This is a genomic window from Marinomonas sp. THO17, from assembly GCF_040436405.1.
Classification (GTDB): Bacteria; Pseudomonadota; Gammaproteobacteria; order Pseudomonadales; family Marinomonadaceae; genus Marinomonas.
This window is the reverse complement of record NZ_AP031575.1, coordinates 2,527,686-2,547,369: the sequence shown is the minus strand read 5'-3', so window position 1 is coordinate 2,547,369 and position 19,684 is coordinate 2,527,686. Positions and strand designations below refer to the sequence as shown.

Sequence of the window (19,684 nt, the reverse complement as noted above, 5' to 3'; positions counted from 1 at the left end):
AATGATAGATGGATTAGACACACAGGATGTGCGTGAATTAAAAGGTGTTGGCGAAGCCATGGCAGAAAAACTGGCTCGTATGCACCTGCATACGGTTCAGGATTTACTGTTTCATCTGCCTATTCGCTATCAAGACAGAACCCGCGTCATGCCCATTGGACAACTGAGCTTTGGTGATGAGGCGGTTATCGAAGGGCACGTCATAAGCTGCGAGGTGAAAATGGGCAAGCGACGTAGCTTGCTGTGTCGCATTAAAGATCATAGTGGCAGCTTGGGCCTTCGCTTTTTCCATTTTTCTGCCGCTCAAAAGAAACAATTAGAAGCCGGTAAAAGAGTGCGTTGCTTCGGTGAATTACGTCGCGGTAGTGCTGGTTTTGAAATCTACCATCCAGAGTACAGAGTAATAAGTGATGATGAAGAACCATTAGCGTCCAATCAACTCACTCCCATATACCCTCTGACAGAAGGCGTGACGCAAACCAAGATTCGCCAATTATGCGAACAGGCGTTGCAGCGTCTCACTCCTTACAATCTAAAAGAATGGCTGCCAGACGATATACGTCAAGAGTTCAGCTTGTCTTCTTTGTCCGATGCCATTCAGTTCTTACATCACCCAACACGGGATGCCAATCTGGAGCAACTCAAACAGGGTTGTCACCCAGCGCAATATCGCTTGTCTTTTGAAGAATTAATGGCGCATCAACTGTCTCTCATTGGTAAACGCATCAAAGCCAAGCAAGATGCTAGCATTCAGGTCACTAGTGCAGGACAACTCAGTGAACAGCTGCTGGGGCAGTTACCCTTCTCGCCAACCAATGCGCAACAACGAGTGTTTCAAGACATACTAAAGGATATGGCAGAGGGTCACCCCATGTTACGTTTGGTGCAAGGAGACGTGGGCTCAGGTAAAACTTTGGTCGCCGCTTTGGCGGCAGCGGCTGTGGTTCAAGAAGGTTATCAAGTGGCCGTCATGGCTCCAACAGAAATTCTTGCTGAACAGCATTATCTTAACTTTACCCAATGGTTTGAACCTCTAGGCCTTAATGTCGCTTGGATGACAGGTAAATTAAAAGGCAAATCACGGGAAGCCGAACTACATAAAATCGCTTCTGGTGAAGCGCATATTATCATTGGTACCCACGCCCTGTTCCAAGAATCGGTTGAGTTTGATCGATTGGCTCTGGCCATCATAGATGAACAACATAGGTTTGGGGTTCATCAGCGCATGGCCTTGAGAGAAAAAGGCATGAAACACGGTGTTCAACCCCATCAATTAATCATGACGGCCACGCCAATTCCTCGTACCTTGGCCATGTCCGCTTACGCGGATCTAGACTCTTCTATCATAGACGAATTACCACCTGGTCGAACGCCTGTTAACACTATTGTGGTATCTGACCAAAGGCGACAAGAAGTCATAGACAGAGTACAAAGCGCCTGTCAGCAGGGTAAGCAAGCTTACTGGGTCTGCACTCTTATTGAAGAATCCGAAGCTTTGCAATGTCAGGCTGCCGAAGACACAGCGCAGGTTCTGCAAGAGCAATTAGCAGGGATCAGTATTGGCCTAGTGCATGGCCGTTTAAAAGCACAAGAAAAAGCGGACATCATGAGCCGCTTTAAAGCTGGCGACATACAGCTGCTGGTAGCGACTACCGTGATTGAAGTAGGTGTAGACGTGCCAAACGCCAGCTTAATGGTCATTGAAAACCCTGAGCGTCTCGGTCTGGCTCAATTGCACCAACTAAGAGGCCGTGTGGGTCGTGGTCAAGCTGCCAGTCATTGTGTCTTGCTCTATAAAGCACCACTTGGTCAGCAAGGCAAGGCCAGACTGTCTACTATGCGTGAAACCAGTGATGGCTTCAAAATCGCTGAGAAGGATTTAGAATTACGCGGTCCAGGAGAGTTATTGGGGACGCGTCAAACAGGGTTGTGGGAGTTTAAAGTCGCTGATTTGCAAAGAGATAAAGCCTTACTAGATGATGTACAGAAGGCCGCAGGGCTACTCTATCAAGAATATCCTGAGCACATTCCGCCTTTATTAAATCGCTGGCTACCGAATCATGCTCAGTACCTTAACGTCTAAGGTATATTCACTACCGTGGTGTTCTTTACTTCTTCCATCGCCACATAAGTACGCGACTCTCGAACGTGCGGTAAGGTCAGCAAGGTTTCACCAAGCAGTAATCGATACGAATCCATACTAGAGACGCGCGCCTTTAGTAAGTACTCAAAATCCCCCGCAATTAGATGGCACTCTAAAATTTCAGGGATTTCCGCCACCGCTGTTTTAAATTCATTAAACCCTTCAGGGGACGTGGTTTTCAAACGGATCTCAACAAATACCAACAAACCCGCATCGACTTTCTTTGGGTTTACTAAGGCACAGTAGCCTGTAATGTAACCATTGCGCTCCAATCTACGTACACGCTCTAAACAAGGAGTGGCACTCAAACCAACACGACTTGCCAATTCAACATTGGATAAACGACCGTTTATTTGCAATTCTCTAAGTATTTTTTTGTCCAATCGATCAAGTGGTTTTGCTGAGTTATCCATTTGATATGGATCTCCTTACTAAACTGCTAAGAATGCTTAAGTTTATCATGCAGAGCACAATTTTGGGAAAGCGCTTTAACCAATATATTTTGTAAGGGCTTTCATCTTCAACAAAAAAGCACCAAAATAAAGCAAGAAATGTCTGTCGCACAATTTGGAGTCGGTGTTTTGTCAAATCGCCCCAAAAATGAGCAAAAATAACTTCTCAGCATAACTTAACACTTTGTTTTATTTGGTCTTACTGGTTCCATCTCATGGAAACATAAGATTAATTGGTAGCCTATATTTAAGAAAAAAAAGTGCAAGCAATGAGTACATTAGTCTTCTTTTTTAATATTTTATTCTTGACTAAGGCGCAAAAGAGTAATTCTATAGGGGGATGTGACGATCCCCTAGAGGATTCGTCTGCATATCTAAGACAACAAGAATAATTAAATGTTGGCATTATGTTTGCTTTACCGATCTCATAGATTCAAATTCAGATCTATCAAAACTGCAATAATTACAACATACATAAAAAAATCGCCTGGGAGGCTCAATACAATGAAATCCAATGTTGGTAAATTTCTTTCTACCGCTGCCATTGCTGCCACAATCAGCACTGGAGCAGCTGCTGCGACACTTGACGATGTAAAGGCTAAAGGCTTCATTCAGTGTGGTGTTAGCCAAGGTGTTCCTGGTTTCTCCAACGCGGACGATAAAGGTAACTGGACTGGTATTGATGTTGACGCTTGCCGTGCAACGGCTGCTGCAATATTTGGTGATGCTCAAGCGGTTAAATTCACTCCACTTTCTGCTAAAGAACGTTTCACCGCGCTTCAGTCTGGCGAAATCGACATTCTTTCTCGTAACACGACTTGGACTTACACTCGTGATACCGCTTTGGGTCTAGACTTCACTGCAGTGAATTTCTATGACGGTCAAGGTTTCATGGTTCGTAAAGACCTAGGTGTTCAGTCTGCAATGGATCTTGATGGTGCGACAGTATGTACTGAACAAGGTACTACTACTGAGCTAAACATGGCGGACTTCTTCCGTAAGCACGAGATGAACTACGTTCCTGTTATCGTACAAAAAGCAGACGAAGCTCTAGCTGCCTACGCTACTGGTCGTTGTGACGTATTCACAACCGATAAGTCTGGTCTTGCAGCACACCGCTCCAAGTTAGCAGATCCTTCAGCACATATTATTCTGCCAGAAACCATTTCTAAAGAACCTCTAGGTCCAGTTGTTCGTCATGGCGACAACCAATGGAAAGACATCGTTACTTGGGCAATGTTTGTACAGGTTAACGCTGAAGAAATGGGCATCAGCTCTAGTAACGTTGCTGAAATCAAATCAACATCAAAAGATCCAGGCATCCGTCGTCTGCTAGGTGCTGAAGGTAATATGGGTGAGTCTCTAGGTCTAGGTGCTGATTGGGCATACAACATCATTGCTGAAGTAGGTAACTACGGTGAAGTATTTGAGAAAAATGTTGGTCCAAATACGCCTGTAGGTCTACCACGCGGTATTAACAATCTATGGACTGAAGGCGGCGTAATGTACGCGCCACCAGTTCGTTAATATCTCTTAAACCTATCTAAACAACTGGCGCAGCCACTTTACTGTATAAGTGTGCTGCGCCAGTCTTATTTATAAAACACATCTGACGAGCATAATACTGCCTGGACTAAGATGAGCGAAAAAGCAAACTCAAATTCAAGCTTCTTGAATGATGCAGGCAATCGTGCCCTGATATTTCAAGCAGTTTTGTTGGTTCTTGTCGTTCTGGCTGGATACTACTTATTCAGCAATCTACAAGCCAACCTAGATACGCGTGGAATTTCAACTGGATTTAAATTTTTAAATGAACCGGCTGGCTTTCCAATATTAATGCACCTGATTGAGTATACAGAGGCAAATACATATGGAAGGGCATTCCTTGTTGCTCTGATAAATACCTTTGTTATTTCGATCTTAGGGATTATATTGGCCACGATTATTGGTATCGTTATGGGCCTTGCCCGATTATCTAATAACTGGCTAGTTGCACGCCTAGCCACAGTTTACATTGAGACACTTCGTAACTTACCTTTGCTGTTACAAATGTTTTTTTGGTATTTCGCGGTATTAGCCGCTATGCCGCACCCACGAAACAGTATTATTTTTGGTGATTTTTTCCTTAATAACCGCGGCATTTACTCACCTAGCCCAAATTTTCAAGAGGGTATGGGCTTTGTTGTTGCTGCCTTCTTCATTTCTATACTTGCTTCATTTTTCATTATTCGATGGGCAAAGCAACGTCAACAGAAAACAGGAGAATGGTTCCCTGCATACTGGGCATCTCTTGCTACGATAGTGGGCGTCACTCTAATCGCTTTTGTACTATCGGGCTTTCCCGTTGAATTTGAACTTCCAAATAAGAGCCGCTTTAACGTAACTGGAGGCATGGTTCTGATTCCTGAATTTGTGGCAGTGTTAATTGCGCTTTCTACATATACTGGAGCCTTCATTGCTGAAAATGTTCGTGCTGGCATTTTGTCAGTAAACTGGGGGCAAACAGAAGCTTCTCGCTCACTCGGATTGTCTGATACTCTGACTCAACGTCTAATTGTACTTCCACAAGCCCTGCGCGTTATTATTCCTCCTCTTACAAACCAGTATCTAAATCTTGCTAAGAATTCCTCTTTAGGCGGTGCGGTTGCGTACCCTGAGCTGGTGCTGGTTGTTATGGGAACAACCCTGAACCAAACCGGTCAGGCAATTGAAACCATTGGTCTTTGTATGCTGGTTTACGGTTCTTTGAGTTTGTCTATCTCACTCTTTATGAACTGGTATAACAAGCGTATGGCATTAGTTGAGCGTTAAGGAGGCAAACTTATGGCGATCGAATTTAAACCATCTCCAAGCCTCCCACCACCGTCTGATTCGGTTGGTCCTGTCGCTTGGATACGTAATAACTTTTTTTCATCTCCCTTGAATGTTGTGCTGACTCTGCTCAGCCTCTATATCATTTATTTAATTGTTCCTCCTGTCATACAGTGGGGACTACTTAATGCGACTTGGGAAGGGAACAATAAAGATGCATGTACTGCAGGTGGTGCATGCTGGGCATTTATAAACGCTCGCTTTGATCAGTTTATGTATGGTCTTTACCCACCCGAAGAATACTGGAGAATCAATATCGCAGCGATAATACTAGTTTTGATGGTGGGAATGTATGCCATCAAAGTAGTGAATAAGCTGTATTTATCCATTGCAATCATCTTTGTTTATCCAGTTATTGCCTACTTCCTATTTTCAGGAGGTGTATTTGGCCTTAGCATTGTAGAAACACCTCTATGGGGAGGCTTATTTCTAACCATGCTACTGGGTATTATCGGTATTGTCGCATCATTTCCTCTCGGCGTTGTTTTAGCACTTGGTCGAAGATCTGATATGCCAATAGTGAAATCTGTTTGCGTGGTTTTCATTGAAACCATTCGTGCTGTGCCTTTGATCACTATCTTGTTCATGGCATCGGTAATGATCCCATTATTCTTGCCTGAAGGCATGAACTTCAACAAGTTATTGCGTGTCTTAATTGGTATTACCCTATTCTCTGCCGCATATACTGCCGAAGTTATTCGTGGTGGTTTGCAAGCCATTCCAAAAGGTCAGTACGAAGCAGCAGATGCAATGGGATTAACCTATTGGCAATCAATGTGTCTAATCATCTTGCCTCAAGCATTAAAGCTGGTTATTCCGGGGATAGTAAATAATTTTATCAGTTTATTTAAAGACACTACTCTGGTTTACATCGTTGGAATGATTGATTTGCTGGGTATGATTCAACTAGCAAAACAAGACCCTAACTGGCTTGGAACAGCATTAGAAGGTTACGCCTTTGCCGGCTTTATTTATTGGATTATCTGCTTCGGTATGTCTCGCTACAGCATGGCACTAGAACGTAAGTTAGATACTGGACACAAGCGGAATTAATTAAGAATTTAGAGGCCTTCATAAAATGACTCAACAAAATATGGCACTTGCCCAACTAGCGCCGGGCGAAGAAGCAATCATCCAATTCACGGACGTAAACAAATGGTATGGCGACTTTCACGTATTAAAGAACATCAACTTTAGTATCAAGAAAGGCGAGCGTATCGTAGTATGTGGACCGTCTGGTTCCGGTAAATCGACTATGACGCGTTGCATCAACCGTCTTGAAGAACACCAAAAAGGTAGCATTCTGGTCGATGGTATCGAAATGAACGATAATTTAAAGAACATTGAAGCCATTCGTAAAGACGTAGGCATGGTGTTCCAACACTTTAATCTGTTTCCGCATCTGACTATTTTGGAAAACCTGACACTTGCGCCAATCTGGGTTCGTAAGACTCCGAAAAAAGAAGCGGAAGAAATGGCAATGCATTACTTGGAGCGTGTCAAAATCGCTAACCAAGCACTGAAATATCCAGGTCAGCTTTCTGGAGGTCAACAACAACGTGTGGCCATTGCTCGTGGTCTATGCATGCAACCTCGTATCATGCTGTTTGATGAGCCAACATCAGCCCTTGATCCAGAAATGATCAAGGAAGTACTGGACGTTATGATCCAGCTTGCTGAAGAAGGTATGACCATGGTGTGTGTAACCCACGAAATGGGCTTCGCGAAAACCGTAGCGGACCGCGTGGTATTCATGGATGCGGGTGAAATTGTCGAAGCCAACAAACCTGCTGAGTTCTTTGACAACCCACAACATGACCGCACGCAAATGTTCTTAAGCCAGATTCTAAACCACTAATTAGATCTTTGCTGATAAAATCTGTAAAATAAAAGCCCCTATCATGGGGCTTTTTCAGTTACCTAAATCCTTGTTCTTACAGAGTACTTCATATGGACGTTTCAGCAGAACTACAGCCAAGTAATAGGCTGCGTGTGGTACATTTAGTGGACCATACAGGTCGTTTGCAAGTGATTTTCCCAGAACACCATATGTTAGACATAGCGGCCTTAGCGCGTATTACCAAACGCCGCTTTGAACCCATCCCCCATTTTAACAGTGATGGCGACCCGCTCATCAAACCCAATAGTGTTTCCAGTATCTTGGATGCCAGCATCTTTGAAAGTGAGACTCTGCAAATTCGTCTCAAGTCTGATAGTCCCTATCGCGACATTTCTAGCGAAGAGCTAAAAGACATGTTTTCAGGCCCTCTCAATCGCTTTGAAAACATTTCCATCCCGGTAGACCAAATCAAGCAAGCCGCCAGCAATCATGAAAATGACGAAGAACAGATTCTGCAAGCCCTCGGCCGTTTCCAATCCATTCGCCTGAAACAGCGCCTAGAAGAAACGTTGGAAATTCCCCCTTTACCAGCATCATCACACCGCATCATTCGTTTATCAAGCGATGAAACCGCCGGTACTGACGAACTGTGTGAGGTCATTGCACTGGACCCAAGTCTGGCGGCGCAGGTGATCAGTTGGGCTTCCTCTCCTTATTATGGCGCTCCTGGAACCATTGAATCCGTCGAAGATGCCATCATACGTGTGTTGGGTTTTGATATGGTGATGAACTTGGCATTAGGCTTGTCCATGGGTAATGCTTTTCAAACACCTGAGAATGGCCCAAGACATTACGAAAACTTCTGGCTCGACTCGGTTTCCAATGCGGTTCTCATGGAAGCCTTAGTCAAAGTCATGCCCAGTGAAGACTGCCCCAAATTAGGCCATGCTTATTTGGCTGGCTTACTGCAGAACTTTGGTTATTTGGCCATTAGTAGCATATTGCCACCCCACTTTTCGATTCTATCGCGCTATTGCGAAGCCAATTCTCATTTGGCTACGGAAATTATAGAAATGCAGATTTTGCATTTCACCAAGGAACAATTAGGCTCTTGGTTATTACGTTACTGGAGCTTACCAGATAACATCTGGACGGCTATTCGTTACAGCAAAAAACCACACTATTATGGTGAACACGCTAAATTAGCTAAGCTTTTGTATATCTCTCACCAGCTTCGCCAAGGTTTAGAAATAGAACCATCTGTCTTATTAGAAGTGGGTATCAGCCTAGAACAAGCTGAAGCGTGTCGTGTTCAGGTATATCAGTCCTCCAGTGAGCTTCACAAAATGGTCGCATTAATTGAAAAAATGAACATCTGACTTTATGACACGATTCAATTCGCTTGCTACCAAGCAATTTGACTATCGCTGGATGGCGATTCATCGTGCTAACAAAAGCAAGATTCCAAGCCATCTTTGGCCTTGGCTGGTCACCAAGCAATCGCTAACCCGTAAATTGCGCAGTATTTCCAAATTGAGTGTTGAGGTCATCGAAGATGGTTGGGGAACCCCAAGTTTTAGAGAAAGGCATAAGCTCAAACTTGCTCCTAGAGCGGCCGTCCGCGTGCGTACTGTATTGTTAAAACTGGATGGGGTTACGGTGATTTATGCCCGCTCAATTATTCCTGCACGTTCCCTTTTAGGCCATTGGCGAAAAGTGCCTCACCTAAAAAATAAACCTCTAGGTGGTTATCTATTTCAACACAGGTCTTTACAACGTAGCCCAATCGAAATTGCTGAACTGCCTACAAGCATGTTTCCAGAGCATTCAGGTAACGTTTGGGCAAGACGTTCAGTTTTTCATCAATATGGCACTGGTATCTTGGTTAACGAAGCCTTCTTTGACACAATCTCTGCTTTCAAATCGCCATTTGGATTATTATGAACAAGCTAAAAGACTACGCCGAATTAACTCGCTTTAATCGTCCCATCGGCTCCCTATTATTAATGTGGCCAACCTTATGGGCCATATGGCTAGCGGCAGACGGACAACCAGATTGGTCGATTGTAATTATTTTCATACTGGGCGTCTTTAGCATGCGTTCAGCAGGCTGTGTAATTAACGATTATGCCGATCGAAAAGTAGATGGCCATGTAGAACGAACCAAAAACCGTCCGATACCATCTGGCCGTGTTAGCGCCAATGAAGCATTGATTTTATTCATTGTATTGGCCTTAGTCAGCTTCATTCTGGTGCTACTAACCGATAAACAGACCATACTTTTATCCTTTATTGGCTTGGGCTTAGCGGCTCTGTATCCATTCATGAAGCGCTATACTCATCTGCCTCAACTCTTCTTAGGGCTAGCCTTTTCTTGGGCCATTCCCATGGCATATAGCGCCCAGGGAGGTAGCTTAAACGACCCTCTCTTATGGATGCTATTCTTAGCAAATTGCTTTTGGACTATAGCTTACGATACCTACTACGCTATGACGGATCGTGCTGATGATGTAAAAGTCGGCATCAAATCCACTGCCATCTTATTTGGTCAATATGATCTTTTGGTGATTCTGTGTTTACAAGCTTTAACGCTTTCTCTTTTGACATGGGTAGGCTTCTTCGCGACACTGGGTTGGCCATATTTTGTCGCATTATTGATTTGTATTTGGTTGTTTTATAAACAGTATCAACAAGCAAGAGAAAGAGAAAGACAAGCCTGTTTTCACTCTTTCCTAGACAACAATCGCATTGGTGCTTGTGTCTTTATTGGCTTAGTAACCAGCTATTTTGTGTAAAATGTGGCAAACATATGACACTTTAACTAAATTGTCATAATTGATCGCTTTAATAAAACCGTTCCTGAGATGAGGGTGAATCCTGTGACCGGTAAGAAAGTACTAATTATTGATGATGAGTCTTCCATACGCGAGATGATTGCCATTGCCCTAGAAATGGCAGGATACGAGTACATGGAAGCAGAAAACATTCAGCAAGCCCATGAAATCATAGTGGACCATAGACCCGATTTGATTTTGGTTGACTGGATGATGCCTGGCGGCAGTGGCATTGAATTGACACGACGTATCAAAAAAGACAGCACGACAGCGGAAATACCTGTCATTATGCTGACCGCAAAAAGTGAAGAAGACAACAAAATTCAAGGTTTAGAAGTGGGTGCGGACGATTACATCACCAAACCTTTTTCACCTCGTGAATTAGTTGCTCGATTGAAAGCGGTATTACGTCGCGCTACACCACAGGGCATTGATGAACCCATTGAAGTAGAAGGTCTAACACTTGATCCAATCAGTCAACGAGTCACTATTGGAGCTCGTCCATTGGACATGGGGCCGACAGAATACCGTTTGCTGAAGTTCCTAATGACTCATCAAGAACGCGCTTATTCAAGGGCGCAATTATTGGATCAAGTCTGGGGGGGGAATGTCTACGTGGAGGAGCGCACTGTCGATGTACACATACGTCGTTTGCGTAAAGCCATTGGCAATACCCATGACTTCTTGATTCAAACCGTGCGGGGCACTGGCTACCGCTTCTCAGCAAAAAGGTCGGCATGAAAACCATCTGGCGAAACACCATTATTTCTTGGTTGGCAGGCTTCATTGCCTGCGCGGTAATCGGATATATATTAGGCCATTTTTTAGGTGTTTTGCTGCTCTATACATTGGGCACTTTATACTGGCAAATGTACCAGCTGTATCAATTTCATAACTGGTTACGTCACTCTGGTCGTGCCGCGCCACCAGAATCCAACGGTATTTGGGGCGAAGTGTTCGATGCCGTATATCGTTTACAAAAGAAGCAACGCAAATCCAAACGCCGTATGCGCCAAGCGTTAACGCGTATTGAAAGCTCCACCAGCGCCTTGAAAGAGGGCGTTATCATGGCGGACAACCAAGGCAATTTAGAGTGGTGGAATAACTCAGCAGCGCATTTTCTAGGTCTCATGCGACCGGTTGATCGTGGCCAAGTCATTACCAACATAGTGCGCAGTCCCGAGTTTTTCCGATACTTTACGCAAAAACGTTTCGGCGAACCCTTGGTAATCAAATCCCCGGCAAAAGATGGTGTATATCTGGAAATCCAAACCACCCTTTACGATAAAAACGATCACCTTATTTTTGTTCGTGATATCACACGTCTACACTTGTTAGAGCAGATGCGTAAAGACTTTGTTGCCAACGCTTCACATGAACTCAAAACCCCTCTAACGGTAATAAAAGGTTATGTGGAAACCCTGGATATGTTCAAGGATACCCTGCCCCAAAATATGCAGAAAGGCATAGTAAATATGGCGGAACAATCCGAACGCATGGAACAGCTGATCGAAGACTTACTGCTTTTGTCGCGTCTAGAAAGTGATGACAAACGCGAAGAAAATCAGTGGTATAAAGTGGGCGAGATTATTGATTCTATTGTCAAAACCACGACTCCTATTTTGTCAGAACAGCACAAGCTGACAACCCGAATTGCTGACGATGCACGTATTTACGGTTCTTATAAAGAGTTGTATAGCGCTTTTTCAAACCTGATCGTAAATGCCGTCAAATACTCGCCAGACGGCGGTGAAATTGAAATCAAATGGGAATCCAGTGAGCTCAATGGTATTTTTTCAGTAAAAGATCAGGGCTTAGGAATCGACCCACGGCACATTCCACGTCTAACCGAACGTTTTTTCCGTGTTGATAAAGGTCGCGGCTCAAAAACTGGAGGCACGGGCTTAGGACTGGCGATAGTAAAGCACGTATTAATACATCATGATGCCAAATTACAAATCCGCAGTTTACCCGGTTCAGGCAGTACTTTTTCCTGTCATTTCCCGGCCAATCGAGTACGTAAAGACGCTATTGACAGCATAATGTCATCAAAGGTGGAATAGAAAAGTAACCCAGTAAAGAAATAATCAACAACAAAAAAGCACTGAATGAAGCACTTTTTTAGTCATCAAACATCCTCATCATTTACTCAAAGATGATCGAACAAACTCTTAATAAAAGCTTCTTTATCAGCGTCTTGGTCAATTAAGCGAAGTACCACAGTCAAAAAAGTCGAATCCGGTTTTTTTTCAGTTGTTGCAACCGACTCAACATAATAGTTCAAGCGATTCACAGCCCCATTATGTTCTAAATCTAATACGGATTGACCAAGCACTTGTGGCACCACATCGTCACTCTTAATTAACATAGTGGCTTCTTGTTTACCGAACTTAATCACCATGCAACGGAACTGCTTATTCTCGAATCGAACCAGTGTGGGAATCTTTACATCTTTCACACTGACTTCTGGTTCAGTAGGATTGATGATTTTAGAACCCTGTGAAGTGACTTTTGAAGCACCGCCCATCAACACATCAATGGACGCAGCAGCGATGCCTTGTGATGAGCCAGAAGCGGCTTTTGGCTTCTTAGAAGTCAATTGCGCAGACAACTTGTGTTTCTTGGCAGCAGCGAACACCTTATTAATCAATTGCTCGCCTGAGAAAGGTTTGCCCAAATAATCGGTTACACCCGCCTGAACAGCTTCCACTACGTGGTTTTTATCTCCACGGCTGGTAATCATCAAAAATGGCACATCTTCTTTTAGATATTTGGGTTGCTCACGACACCACTTTAATAATTCCACGCCTGTCATTTCAGGCATTTCCCAATCACACAGAATCATGTCGAATTGTGTCTTATTCAACAGTTGCTGTGCTTTTCGGCCATTCACCGCGTCTTCAATCTCGACCGCTGGAAATTGCTTACGCAAGGTTCGCCGGATCAGATCTCGCGTAAATGATGCGTCATCAACAACTAATATTTTAAGCGACATTATTTCATTCCATTTTGAGAGTTTAACAACGCAGAGAAATCCCCATTCTCTACCCTAAAGATGGACACCCATAATAACGTCGCTGCCACAACAGCAATCGGCATCACAAACAAATTAAACAGCGGAATGGTTAATGACACCATAACAATACCGCCAAAGGTCCAACAGAGTAAGGGCTTACTTCTGAGCGCCATGCGCATGTCGTAAAAAGCCACTTTGTTGTTGTCGAAAGCATAATCCATGTACTGTAATGCCAGCATCCAAGCTGAAAACAACAATAACAGAACTGGCGCGATGACATTCACCAAAGGAATGAAAGACATAACTAATAACAGCAAAAAGCGTGGTACAAAGTAAAGAATTTTTTGCATTTCTCGCTGCAAACTACGACCAATAGTTGACATAATCCCAGCAAAAGTCAGCGCTTCATCAAATACCTTGCCAGTCGTTTTCTCTTCCACCTTCTCGGCCAAAAATGCCATAAAAGGTGCAGCCAAAATATTCACACCAACAGAAAAGCTATAAAACAAGAGTACGGCAATCACTGCGCCAAAGATCAAATTTACCAGCCAGCTAATAAACGACAACCATTCAGGCAAATAACCCGTTGCCCAATTCAATAAATCTTGGAAATAACTCAACGCCACCATATAAATCAGTGCCATTAAGATGATATTGGCAATCAAGGGTGCAAGTATGAACAAACGCATTCCAGGTGAGAGAATAAGCGGCAATGACTTAAAGAAAGCGCCGACTGCATGAAAGGGCTGAGTAATCACTTTTCACCTTTTTAAAATCAGTTAGATTTAAGAAGAATATCACGGGTTGCATTATCCTATAAACTAATCTCTAATGGGGTCATAGGTAAAAATAATAAATTTTTACCAGTTTGGACAAGGAAGGTTCGAACAAGTCCAGTGACTATGGCAGCAAGCTCCTGTGCTGCCCTAATGCCCTACATAGATGTAGGTCTCCTTCGAGTCTTTAAGAAGACCTATTCGCACCTTCCGTAAGCTTTTCAAAACCAATATCCAATATGGAAATTACGAATTATTTTAGGGAATAATATGAAGGTTAATAAGAATCTGTGTCTGACAATACTCCTATCCTCATCGCTATTCGCCATGCCATTACTGGCGGCTACCGTCCCAGATGGAGTAAAGCTGTCCCCAAACCAAGAAATCGTTCGCTCTGGTGGACAAGAGCCTACTTCAATTGACCCCCAGCTAATACAAGAAGATGCTGGCTGGATAAGAGCATTCGATTTATTTGAAGGGCTATATAGCCAAGACCCTGAAGGTAACTTAGAACCAGGGGTCGCAACCAGTTATAACGTAAATGAAGACAATACTGTCTATAGGTTTAACCTTCGTAAAGATGCTAAATGGTCTAATAACGAACCTGTTACCGCTCACGATTTTGTTTACGGATTCCAACGTGCGGTCGATCCGAAAACATCGTCTCCCTATTCCTGGTATATGCAGATCCCATCAATCGTCAATGCTGATAAAATTATCAATGGTAAACTTGCTCCCTCTGAACTTGGGGTAAAAGCTCTTGACGATTATACCTTCCAAGTAACACTGGAACGCCCGGTTCCATATTTTATGAAAATGATTACTTACCCCACTATGTTCCCGGCTCCCAAAAAGACCATCGATAAATGGGGCGATGATTGGACCAAGCCTGAACATATTGTTTCTAATGGTGCTTATAAGCTCAAAATTTGGAACATAAACGAAAAAATGGTACTTGAACGCAATCCACTTTATTGGAATAACGTCAAGACAGTAATTGACAAGGTCACATACTTACCTATCCCACTTTCAAGTGCTCAATTTAAACGTTATCAAGCTGGCGAAATGGACGTGGCAGGATTTCCATTAGATCACTTCAAAAAGATCAAACAAGACCTTCCAAATGAAGTACGCATAGACCCTATGCTGGGCATCTACTACTACATATTCAATACCAATATAGCGCCATTTAACGATGTTCGAGTACGCAAAGCGCTTTCGTATAGCATCAACCGAGACATCATCACTAAATATGTACTCGGAACGGGTCAGCTACCTGCATATGGTTTTGCTCCTGAAGCCGTCAGTGGCTATACACCACCGAAATTGGATTACTCCACTTGGACTCAGAAAGAGCGTGATGAAAAAGCAAAAGCATTGCTAGCGGAAGCGGGTTACTCTGACTCTAACCCTCTTAATTTCACGCTCCTTTACAATACAAATGAGCTACACAAAAAGTTAGCCATCGCCATCGCTGCCATGTGGAAAAAGACACTGGGTGTAACAGTAACCTTGGAAAACCAGGAGTGGAAAACGGCACTTTCAACCATGAGTTCAGGAAACTTCCAAGTGGGTCGTTATGCGTGGATTAGCGACTATAACGAAGCATCCAGTACATTAGACGTACTGACGTCTGAGCATGGAAACAACTACGGACACTATAAACGTCAGGCCTATGACAATCTAATGAACCAATCTCGCACTATGAAAGACCCTTCTAAGGTTTATCAAGAAGCTGAGAAATTAGCGATCCAAGAAGATATGGCGGTCGCACCAATCTATCAATACACTTCCGCAGCCGTTGTTAAACCCTATGTGGGAGGATACGAACCGAACTCCCAAGCTGTTGTATATACGCGAAATCTATATATTAAAGCTCACTAATTGTTCGAATCGAGTTCACTATAATAAACATGAAGTTATCTAAAAAATAAAAAATCCTTTTTTAATTCCATGCTTTAAAAGGATTTTTTATACCTTACTCATGCCATTTAAATTTTATTCATTCGACCTTTTACAAAACGCATACCCTGATTCGATATTTCGATTGTGACCTTTTGTTAATTCATGAACTATGGAAACTTCAGGGCGAAACTGACTCGCAACAGTCAAACGCCTCACCATTACAAAGACATCAATCAGCTAACAAAAAAAGGAACATTATGAAAATCTCTAAAACCCTCGTCGCCAGTGCCATATTGGCTGCTTCTATCAGTCCCTTGCAAGTGCAAGCGGCCAACGTACCTGCAGGTGTTGTCTTGGCAGACAAACAGGAATTAGTGCGCGGTGGTGGCTCAGAACCAGCCACGCTTGACCCTCAAAAAATTGAAGGCACACCGGGTTCTATCCGTTCCAAAGATCTATTTGAAGGTTTGTATAACCAAGACGGCGATGGCAATCAAATCCCAGGCGTTGCTACTCACTATGTCGTAAACGATGACAACACAATTTATACCTTTTATCTACGTAATGATGCCAAATGGTCTAATGGCGACCCTGTCACTGCGGAAGATTTTGTCTACGCTTTTACTCGTGCAGTTGACCCTAAATTAGCTTCTCCATACGCTTGGTTTATGGAAATTCCAGCCATAGCCAATGCCTCCAAAATTATTGCTGGAGAAGCAGCCCCGTCAACCTTAGGGGTAAAAGCCATTGATGATCATACTTTCCAAGTCACGCTAGAACGCCCTGTTCCTTATTTTGTAAAAATGACCTCTCACCAAACTATGTTCCCAGTACCTAAGAAAGTGGTTGAAAAGTGGGGGGAAGATTGGGTCAAGCCTGAGCACATGGTTAGTAACGGTGCTTATAAAATGGACGAGTGGATTGTTAACGAAAAAATGGTTTTTACCCGTAACACAAACTACTGGAATAACGATAAAACCGTTATCAACAAGGTGACCTACTTGCCAATTGAATCGCCAAACGCAGAACTTAAGAGATTCCAAGCAGGTCAAATGGATCTAAGTTACGAGTTGCCAAACGATCACTTCAAGCAATTAGAACGTGAAATTCCTGATCAAGTCGTCATTACGCCTTACCTAGGGACTTACTACTATCAGTTCAACACCACCAAAGCACCTTACAATGACGTACGTGTTCGTAAAGCCTTATCTTATGCAATTGACCGTGATGTGATTACCAAATACGTGACTGGCGTGGGTGAAATTCCAGCTTACTCTTTCACCCCTGAAGTCATAAATGACTTCAATCCAGACACACCGGATTATGCGACTTGGTCACAAAAAGAACGTAATGAAAAGGCAAAAGAATTGCTAGCGGAAGCAGGCTTTGACAAAAACAATCCTTTGTCCTTCACCTTGCTGTACAACACTAATGACAACCATAAGAAAATCGCCATCGCGATCGCTTCCATGTGGAAAAAAACATTGGGGGTTAACGTCATGCTAGAAAATCAAGAATGGAAAACCTACCTAGAAACAAAGAAGCATCAACAATTTGATGTGGCTCGTGCAGGTTGGATAGGCGATTATAACGAAGCCTCTACTATGTTGGACTTGCTAACCAGTTCGCACGGTAACAACGACGGTAAATACAGCAATGCTGAATACGATAAGTTGTTGCACGATGCTCGTACCATGAAAGATCCTGCGCCGAACTACAACAAAGCTGAAGAAATTGCCATTGAGCAAGACATGGCGGTTGCTCCCATTTACCAATATGTGAACAAACGTCTTGTTAAACCTTATGTGGGTGGCTATGCACCGAACCCGGAAGACAACGTCTACGCGCGCGATATGTACATTATCAAGCACTAAGGCGAGCTGTCCTTAAGAAGCCCAGCAATGTGTGCTGGGCTTACTTTGATTGTTCAACGGATTCAGTACTTATACTCTTTATTCTGAATCGTATTCGGTAATTTCTATGCTGACATTTATTTCTAAACGTATTCTTGAAGCGATTCCTACCTTATTGGTTTTGATTACGATATCGTTTTTCCTGATGCATATGGCGCCTGGCAGTCCTTTTTCCAGCGAGCACACTCTACCACCAGAAGTTTTAGCCAATATCAATGCTAAATACCATCTGGATGAACCTATCATTAACCAATACTTTTATTATCTTGGTGGCTTATTGCAAGGGGATTTGGGTCCATCCTTTCGCTACAAAGATTTCACCATTAATGAACTGATTGCCCAAAGCTTTCCGGTTTCTGCCGAGATTGGAGTTTGGTCTTTCATTGTCGCTGTTTTAATTGGCGTTGGTTGTGGCATCATCGCTGCATTGCGGCAAAATTCTTGGATGGATTATTCCATCATGGCCTTCGCGAACCTAGGCATTGTGTTACCTAATTTTGTTCTAGCACCAATTTGTATCCTATTTTTCTCGATTTATAACCACTGGCTACCACCAGGTGGTTGGAATGGCGGTGCGTGGCCTTATCTGATTATGCCAGTAATTGCGATGTCCACCAGTTACATAGCGCAGATCGCCCGTATTACGCGTGGCAGCATGATTGAAACCATGCACTCCAACTTCATTCGCACTGCACACGCTAAAGGCTTACCTAAACATCGCATCATTTTTCAACATGCCTTGCGCCCAACCCTTTTACCAGTAGTTTCATACTTAGGACCTGCGTTTGTTGGCATAGTTACAGGTTCGGTTATTGTCGATGTGTATTTTGGCACAGGTGGCATAGGTCAGCATTTTATCAATGGCGCGCTTAATCGCGACTACTCCATGGTAATGGGAGTCACTATTTTAGTAGGCACACTGACTATTCTCTTCAATGCCATTGTTGACATTTTATACGCTGTTATCGATCCCAAAATCCGTTATTAAGGTCTGTTAATCATGATCACGACTAAAGACAAAATTCAGGCCGTTGAGCAATTTGCAGAACAAGTTGCTGATGTAGAGGGCCGCAGTTTATGGCAAGACGCACGGCGCCGCTTTTTCTCTAACCATGCAGCAGTAACCAGCTTAATTTTATTAGCGTTAGTAGCCGCTATTTCTTTATTTGGTCCACTGTTCAGTCAATGGAATTACGACGACATCGACTGGGAAGCCTTATCGGACATTTCTGTTTTGGGCCGCCCTAACATTGAAAATGGTCACTATTTTGGTACCGATACTTTAGGTCGAGATATTTTTGTACGTACCTTACAAGGTGGCCAAATATCTCTTATGGTTGGCCTAATGGGAAGTCTAGTTGCCATTGTTATAGGCACCTTATATGGTGCTGCTTCGGGCTACATTGGTGGCCGTGTAGACAGCGTGATGATGCGTTTTCTGGAAATTTTAAATTCTTTCCCCTTCATGTTTTTCGTCATCATCTTAATGACCTTATTTGGTCGACATATCTTTTTAATCTTTGTCGCTATTGGCGCCATTTCATGGCTCGACATGGCAAGGATAGTACGAGGACAAACCTTAAGTCTGAAAAACAAAGAATACATAGAGGCAGCATACGCATCAGGCGTCTCAACGCCAAAAATTATCTTGCGCCATATTGTGCCAAATGTGCTGGGCATTGTGGTGGTTTACGCCACCTTGTTGGTACCAAATATGATTCTGCTAGAGTCTTTCATCAGCTTCCTAGGTTTAGGGGTGCAAGAGCCCATGACCAGCTGGGGCGCGTTGATTTCAGAAGGCGCGCAGAATATGGAAATCGCGGTTTGGCAATTGGCTTGGCCATTAGGTTTCTTAGTGGTCACCCTATTCTGTTTTAACTTCCTCGGCGACGGTTTACGCGACGCCCTTGATCCAAAAGACCGTTAAGGAGACA

Annotated in this window: 17 protein-coding genes; 14 read left to right on the top strand and 3 right to left on the bottom strand. The window is 43.3% G+C overall.

Annotation, left to right across the window (positions count from 1 at the left end; genetic code table 11):
* Position 1: 1 nt before the first annotated feature.
* The gene (gene recG, locus ABXS85_RS12110) at positions 2-2,083 is read left to right on the top strand and encodes an ATP-dependent DNA helicase RecG (RefSeq protein WP_353666793.1); all 2,082 of its coding nucleotides are present in this window, start codon (positions 2-4) and stop codon (positions 2,081-2,083) included.
* Here the strand turns inward: recG and lrp are convergent.
* Positions 2,080-2,556 (bottom strand): leucine-responsive transcriptional regulator Lrp, encoded by a 477-nt coding sequence (lrp, locus tag ABXS85_RS12105; RefSeq protein WP_353666792.1) that lies wholly within the window; start codon positions 2,554-2,556, stop codon positions 2,080-2,082. The two genes, recG and lrp, sit on opposite strands and share 4 nt — an antisense overlap.
* Positions 2,557-3,099: 543 nt before the next feature.
* On the opposite strand from lrp, the gene ABXS85_RS12100 reads away from it, so the two are divergent.
* The 9 genes from ABXS85_RS12100 (at position 3,100) to phoR (ending at position 12,203) form a co-directional block, all read left to right on the top strand.
* On the top strand, positions 3,100-4,122 hold the full coding sequence (locus tag ABXS85_RS12100) for an amino acid ABC transporter substrate-binding protein (RefSeq protein WP_353666791.1): 1,023 nt from the start codon (positions 3,100-3,102) through the stop codon (positions 4,120-4,122).
* Between the two features lie 111 nt (positions 4,123-4,233).
* Positions 4,234-5,406 (top strand): amino acid ABC transporter permease, encoded by a 1,173-nt coding sequence (locus tag ABXS85_RS12095; protein ID WP_353666790.1) that lies wholly within the window; start codon positions 4,234-4,236, stop codon positions 5,404-5,406.
* Positions 5,407-5,418: 12 nt separating this feature from the next.
* A complete protein-coding gene (locus tag ABXS85_RS12090; RefSeq protein WP_353666789.1) occupies positions 5,419-6,519 on the top strand; it encodes an amino acid ABC transporter permease in 1,101 nt (366 codons plus the stop codon).
* Positions 6,520-6,544: 25 nt separating this feature from the next.
* Entirely contained in the window at positions 6,545-7,324 is a 780-nt protein-coding gene (locus ABXS85_RS12085; protein ID WP_353666788.1) for an amino acid ABC transporter ATP-binding protein, read from the top strand.
* Between the two features lie 92 nt (positions 7,325-7,416).
* Positions 7,417-8,685, top strand: a complete 1,269-nt coding sequence (locus ABXS85_RS12080; RefSeq protein WP_353666787.1) for an HDOD domain-containing protein — start codon at positions 7,417-7,419, stop codon at positions 8,683-8,685.
* A gap of 4 nt (positions 8,686-8,689) precedes the next feature.
* Positions 8,690-9,250: a chorismate lyase gene (locus tag ABXS85_RS12075; protein ID WP_353666786.1), complete on the top strand. Its 561-nt coding sequence runs from the start codon at positions 8,690-8,692 to the stop codon at positions 9,248-9,250.
* Positions 9,247-10,101 carry a 4-hydroxybenzoate octaprenyltransferase gene (gene ubiA / locus ABXS85_RS12070; RefSeq protein ID WP_353666785.1) on the top strand — a complete coding sequence of 285 codons (855 nt, stop codon included), beginning with the start codon at positions 9,247-9,249 and terminating at the stop codon, positions 10,099-10,101. Before ABXS85_RS12075 ends, ubiA begins: the two co-directional genes overlap by 4 nt.
* Positions 10,102-10,185: 84 nt before the next feature.
* A complete protein-coding gene (phoB, locus tag ABXS85_RS12065; protein ID WP_353666784.1) occupies positions 10,186-10,881 on the top strand; it encodes a phosphate regulon transcriptional regulator PhoB in 696 nt (231 codons plus the stop codon).
* Positions 10,878-12,203, top strand: coding sequence for a phosphate regulon sensor histidine kinase PhoR (gene phoR, locus ABXS85_RS12060; protein ID WP_353666783.1), 1,326 nt, complete (start codon positions 10,878-10,880; stop codon positions 12,201-12,203). The genes phoB and phoR overlap by 4 nt, the downstream gene beginning before the upstream one ends.
* A gap of 86 nt (positions 12,204-12,289) precedes the next feature.
* On the opposite strand, the gene ABXS85_RS12055 is transcribed toward phoR, so the two are convergent.
* Positions 12,290-13,135 carry a response regulator gene (locus ABXS85_RS12055; protein WP_353666782.1) on the bottom strand — a complete coding sequence of 282 codons (846 nt, stop codon included), beginning with the start codon at positions 13,133-13,135 and terminating at the stop codon, positions 12,290-12,292.
* Entirely contained in the window at positions 13,135-13,914 is a 780-nt protein-coding gene (cysZ, locus tag ABXS85_RS12050) for a sulfate transporter CysZ (RefSeq protein ID WP_353666781.1), read from the bottom strand. Before cysZ ends, ABXS85_RS12055 begins: the two co-directional genes overlap by 1 nt.
* 288 nt (positions 13,915-14,202) lie before the next feature.
* Between cysZ and ABXS85_RS12045 the strand changes: the two genes are divergently transcribed.
* The 4 genes from ABXS85_RS12045 to oppC all read left to right on the top strand — a co-directional run bounded on the left by ABXS85_RS12045 (position 14,203) and on the right by oppC (position 19,677).
* Positions 14,203-15,816 carry a peptide ABC transporter substrate-binding protein gene (locus ABXS85_RS12045; protein ID WP_353666780.1) on the top strand — a complete coding sequence of 538 codons (1,614 nt, stop codon included), beginning with the start codon at positions 14,203-14,205 and terminating at the stop codon, positions 15,814-15,816.
* Positions 15,817-16,094: 278 nt separating this feature from the next.
* On the top strand, positions 16,095-17,711 hold the full coding sequence (locus ABXS85_RS12040) for an ABC transporter substrate-binding protein (RefSeq protein ID WP_353666779.1): 1,617 nt from the start codon (positions 16,095-16,097) through the stop codon (positions 17,709-17,711).
* A 106-nt stretch (positions 17,712-17,817) separates the two neighbouring features.
* Complete coding sequence (gene oppB / locus ABXS85_RS12035) at positions 17,818-18,738, top strand: oligopeptide ABC transporter permease OppB (RefSeq protein ID WP_353666778.1); 921 nt, start codon at positions 17,818-17,820, stop codon at positions 18,736-18,738.
* A 12-nt stretch (positions 18,739-18,750) separates the two neighbouring features.
* Positions 18,751-19,677 carry an oligopeptide ABC transporter permease OppC gene (gene oppC, locus ABXS85_RS12030; protein WP_353666777.1) on the top strand — a complete coding sequence of 309 codons (927 nt, stop codon included), beginning with the start codon at positions 18,751-18,753 and terminating at the stop codon, positions 19,675-19,677.
* The last annotated feature ends 7 nt before the right edge of the window (positions 19,678-19,684 follow it).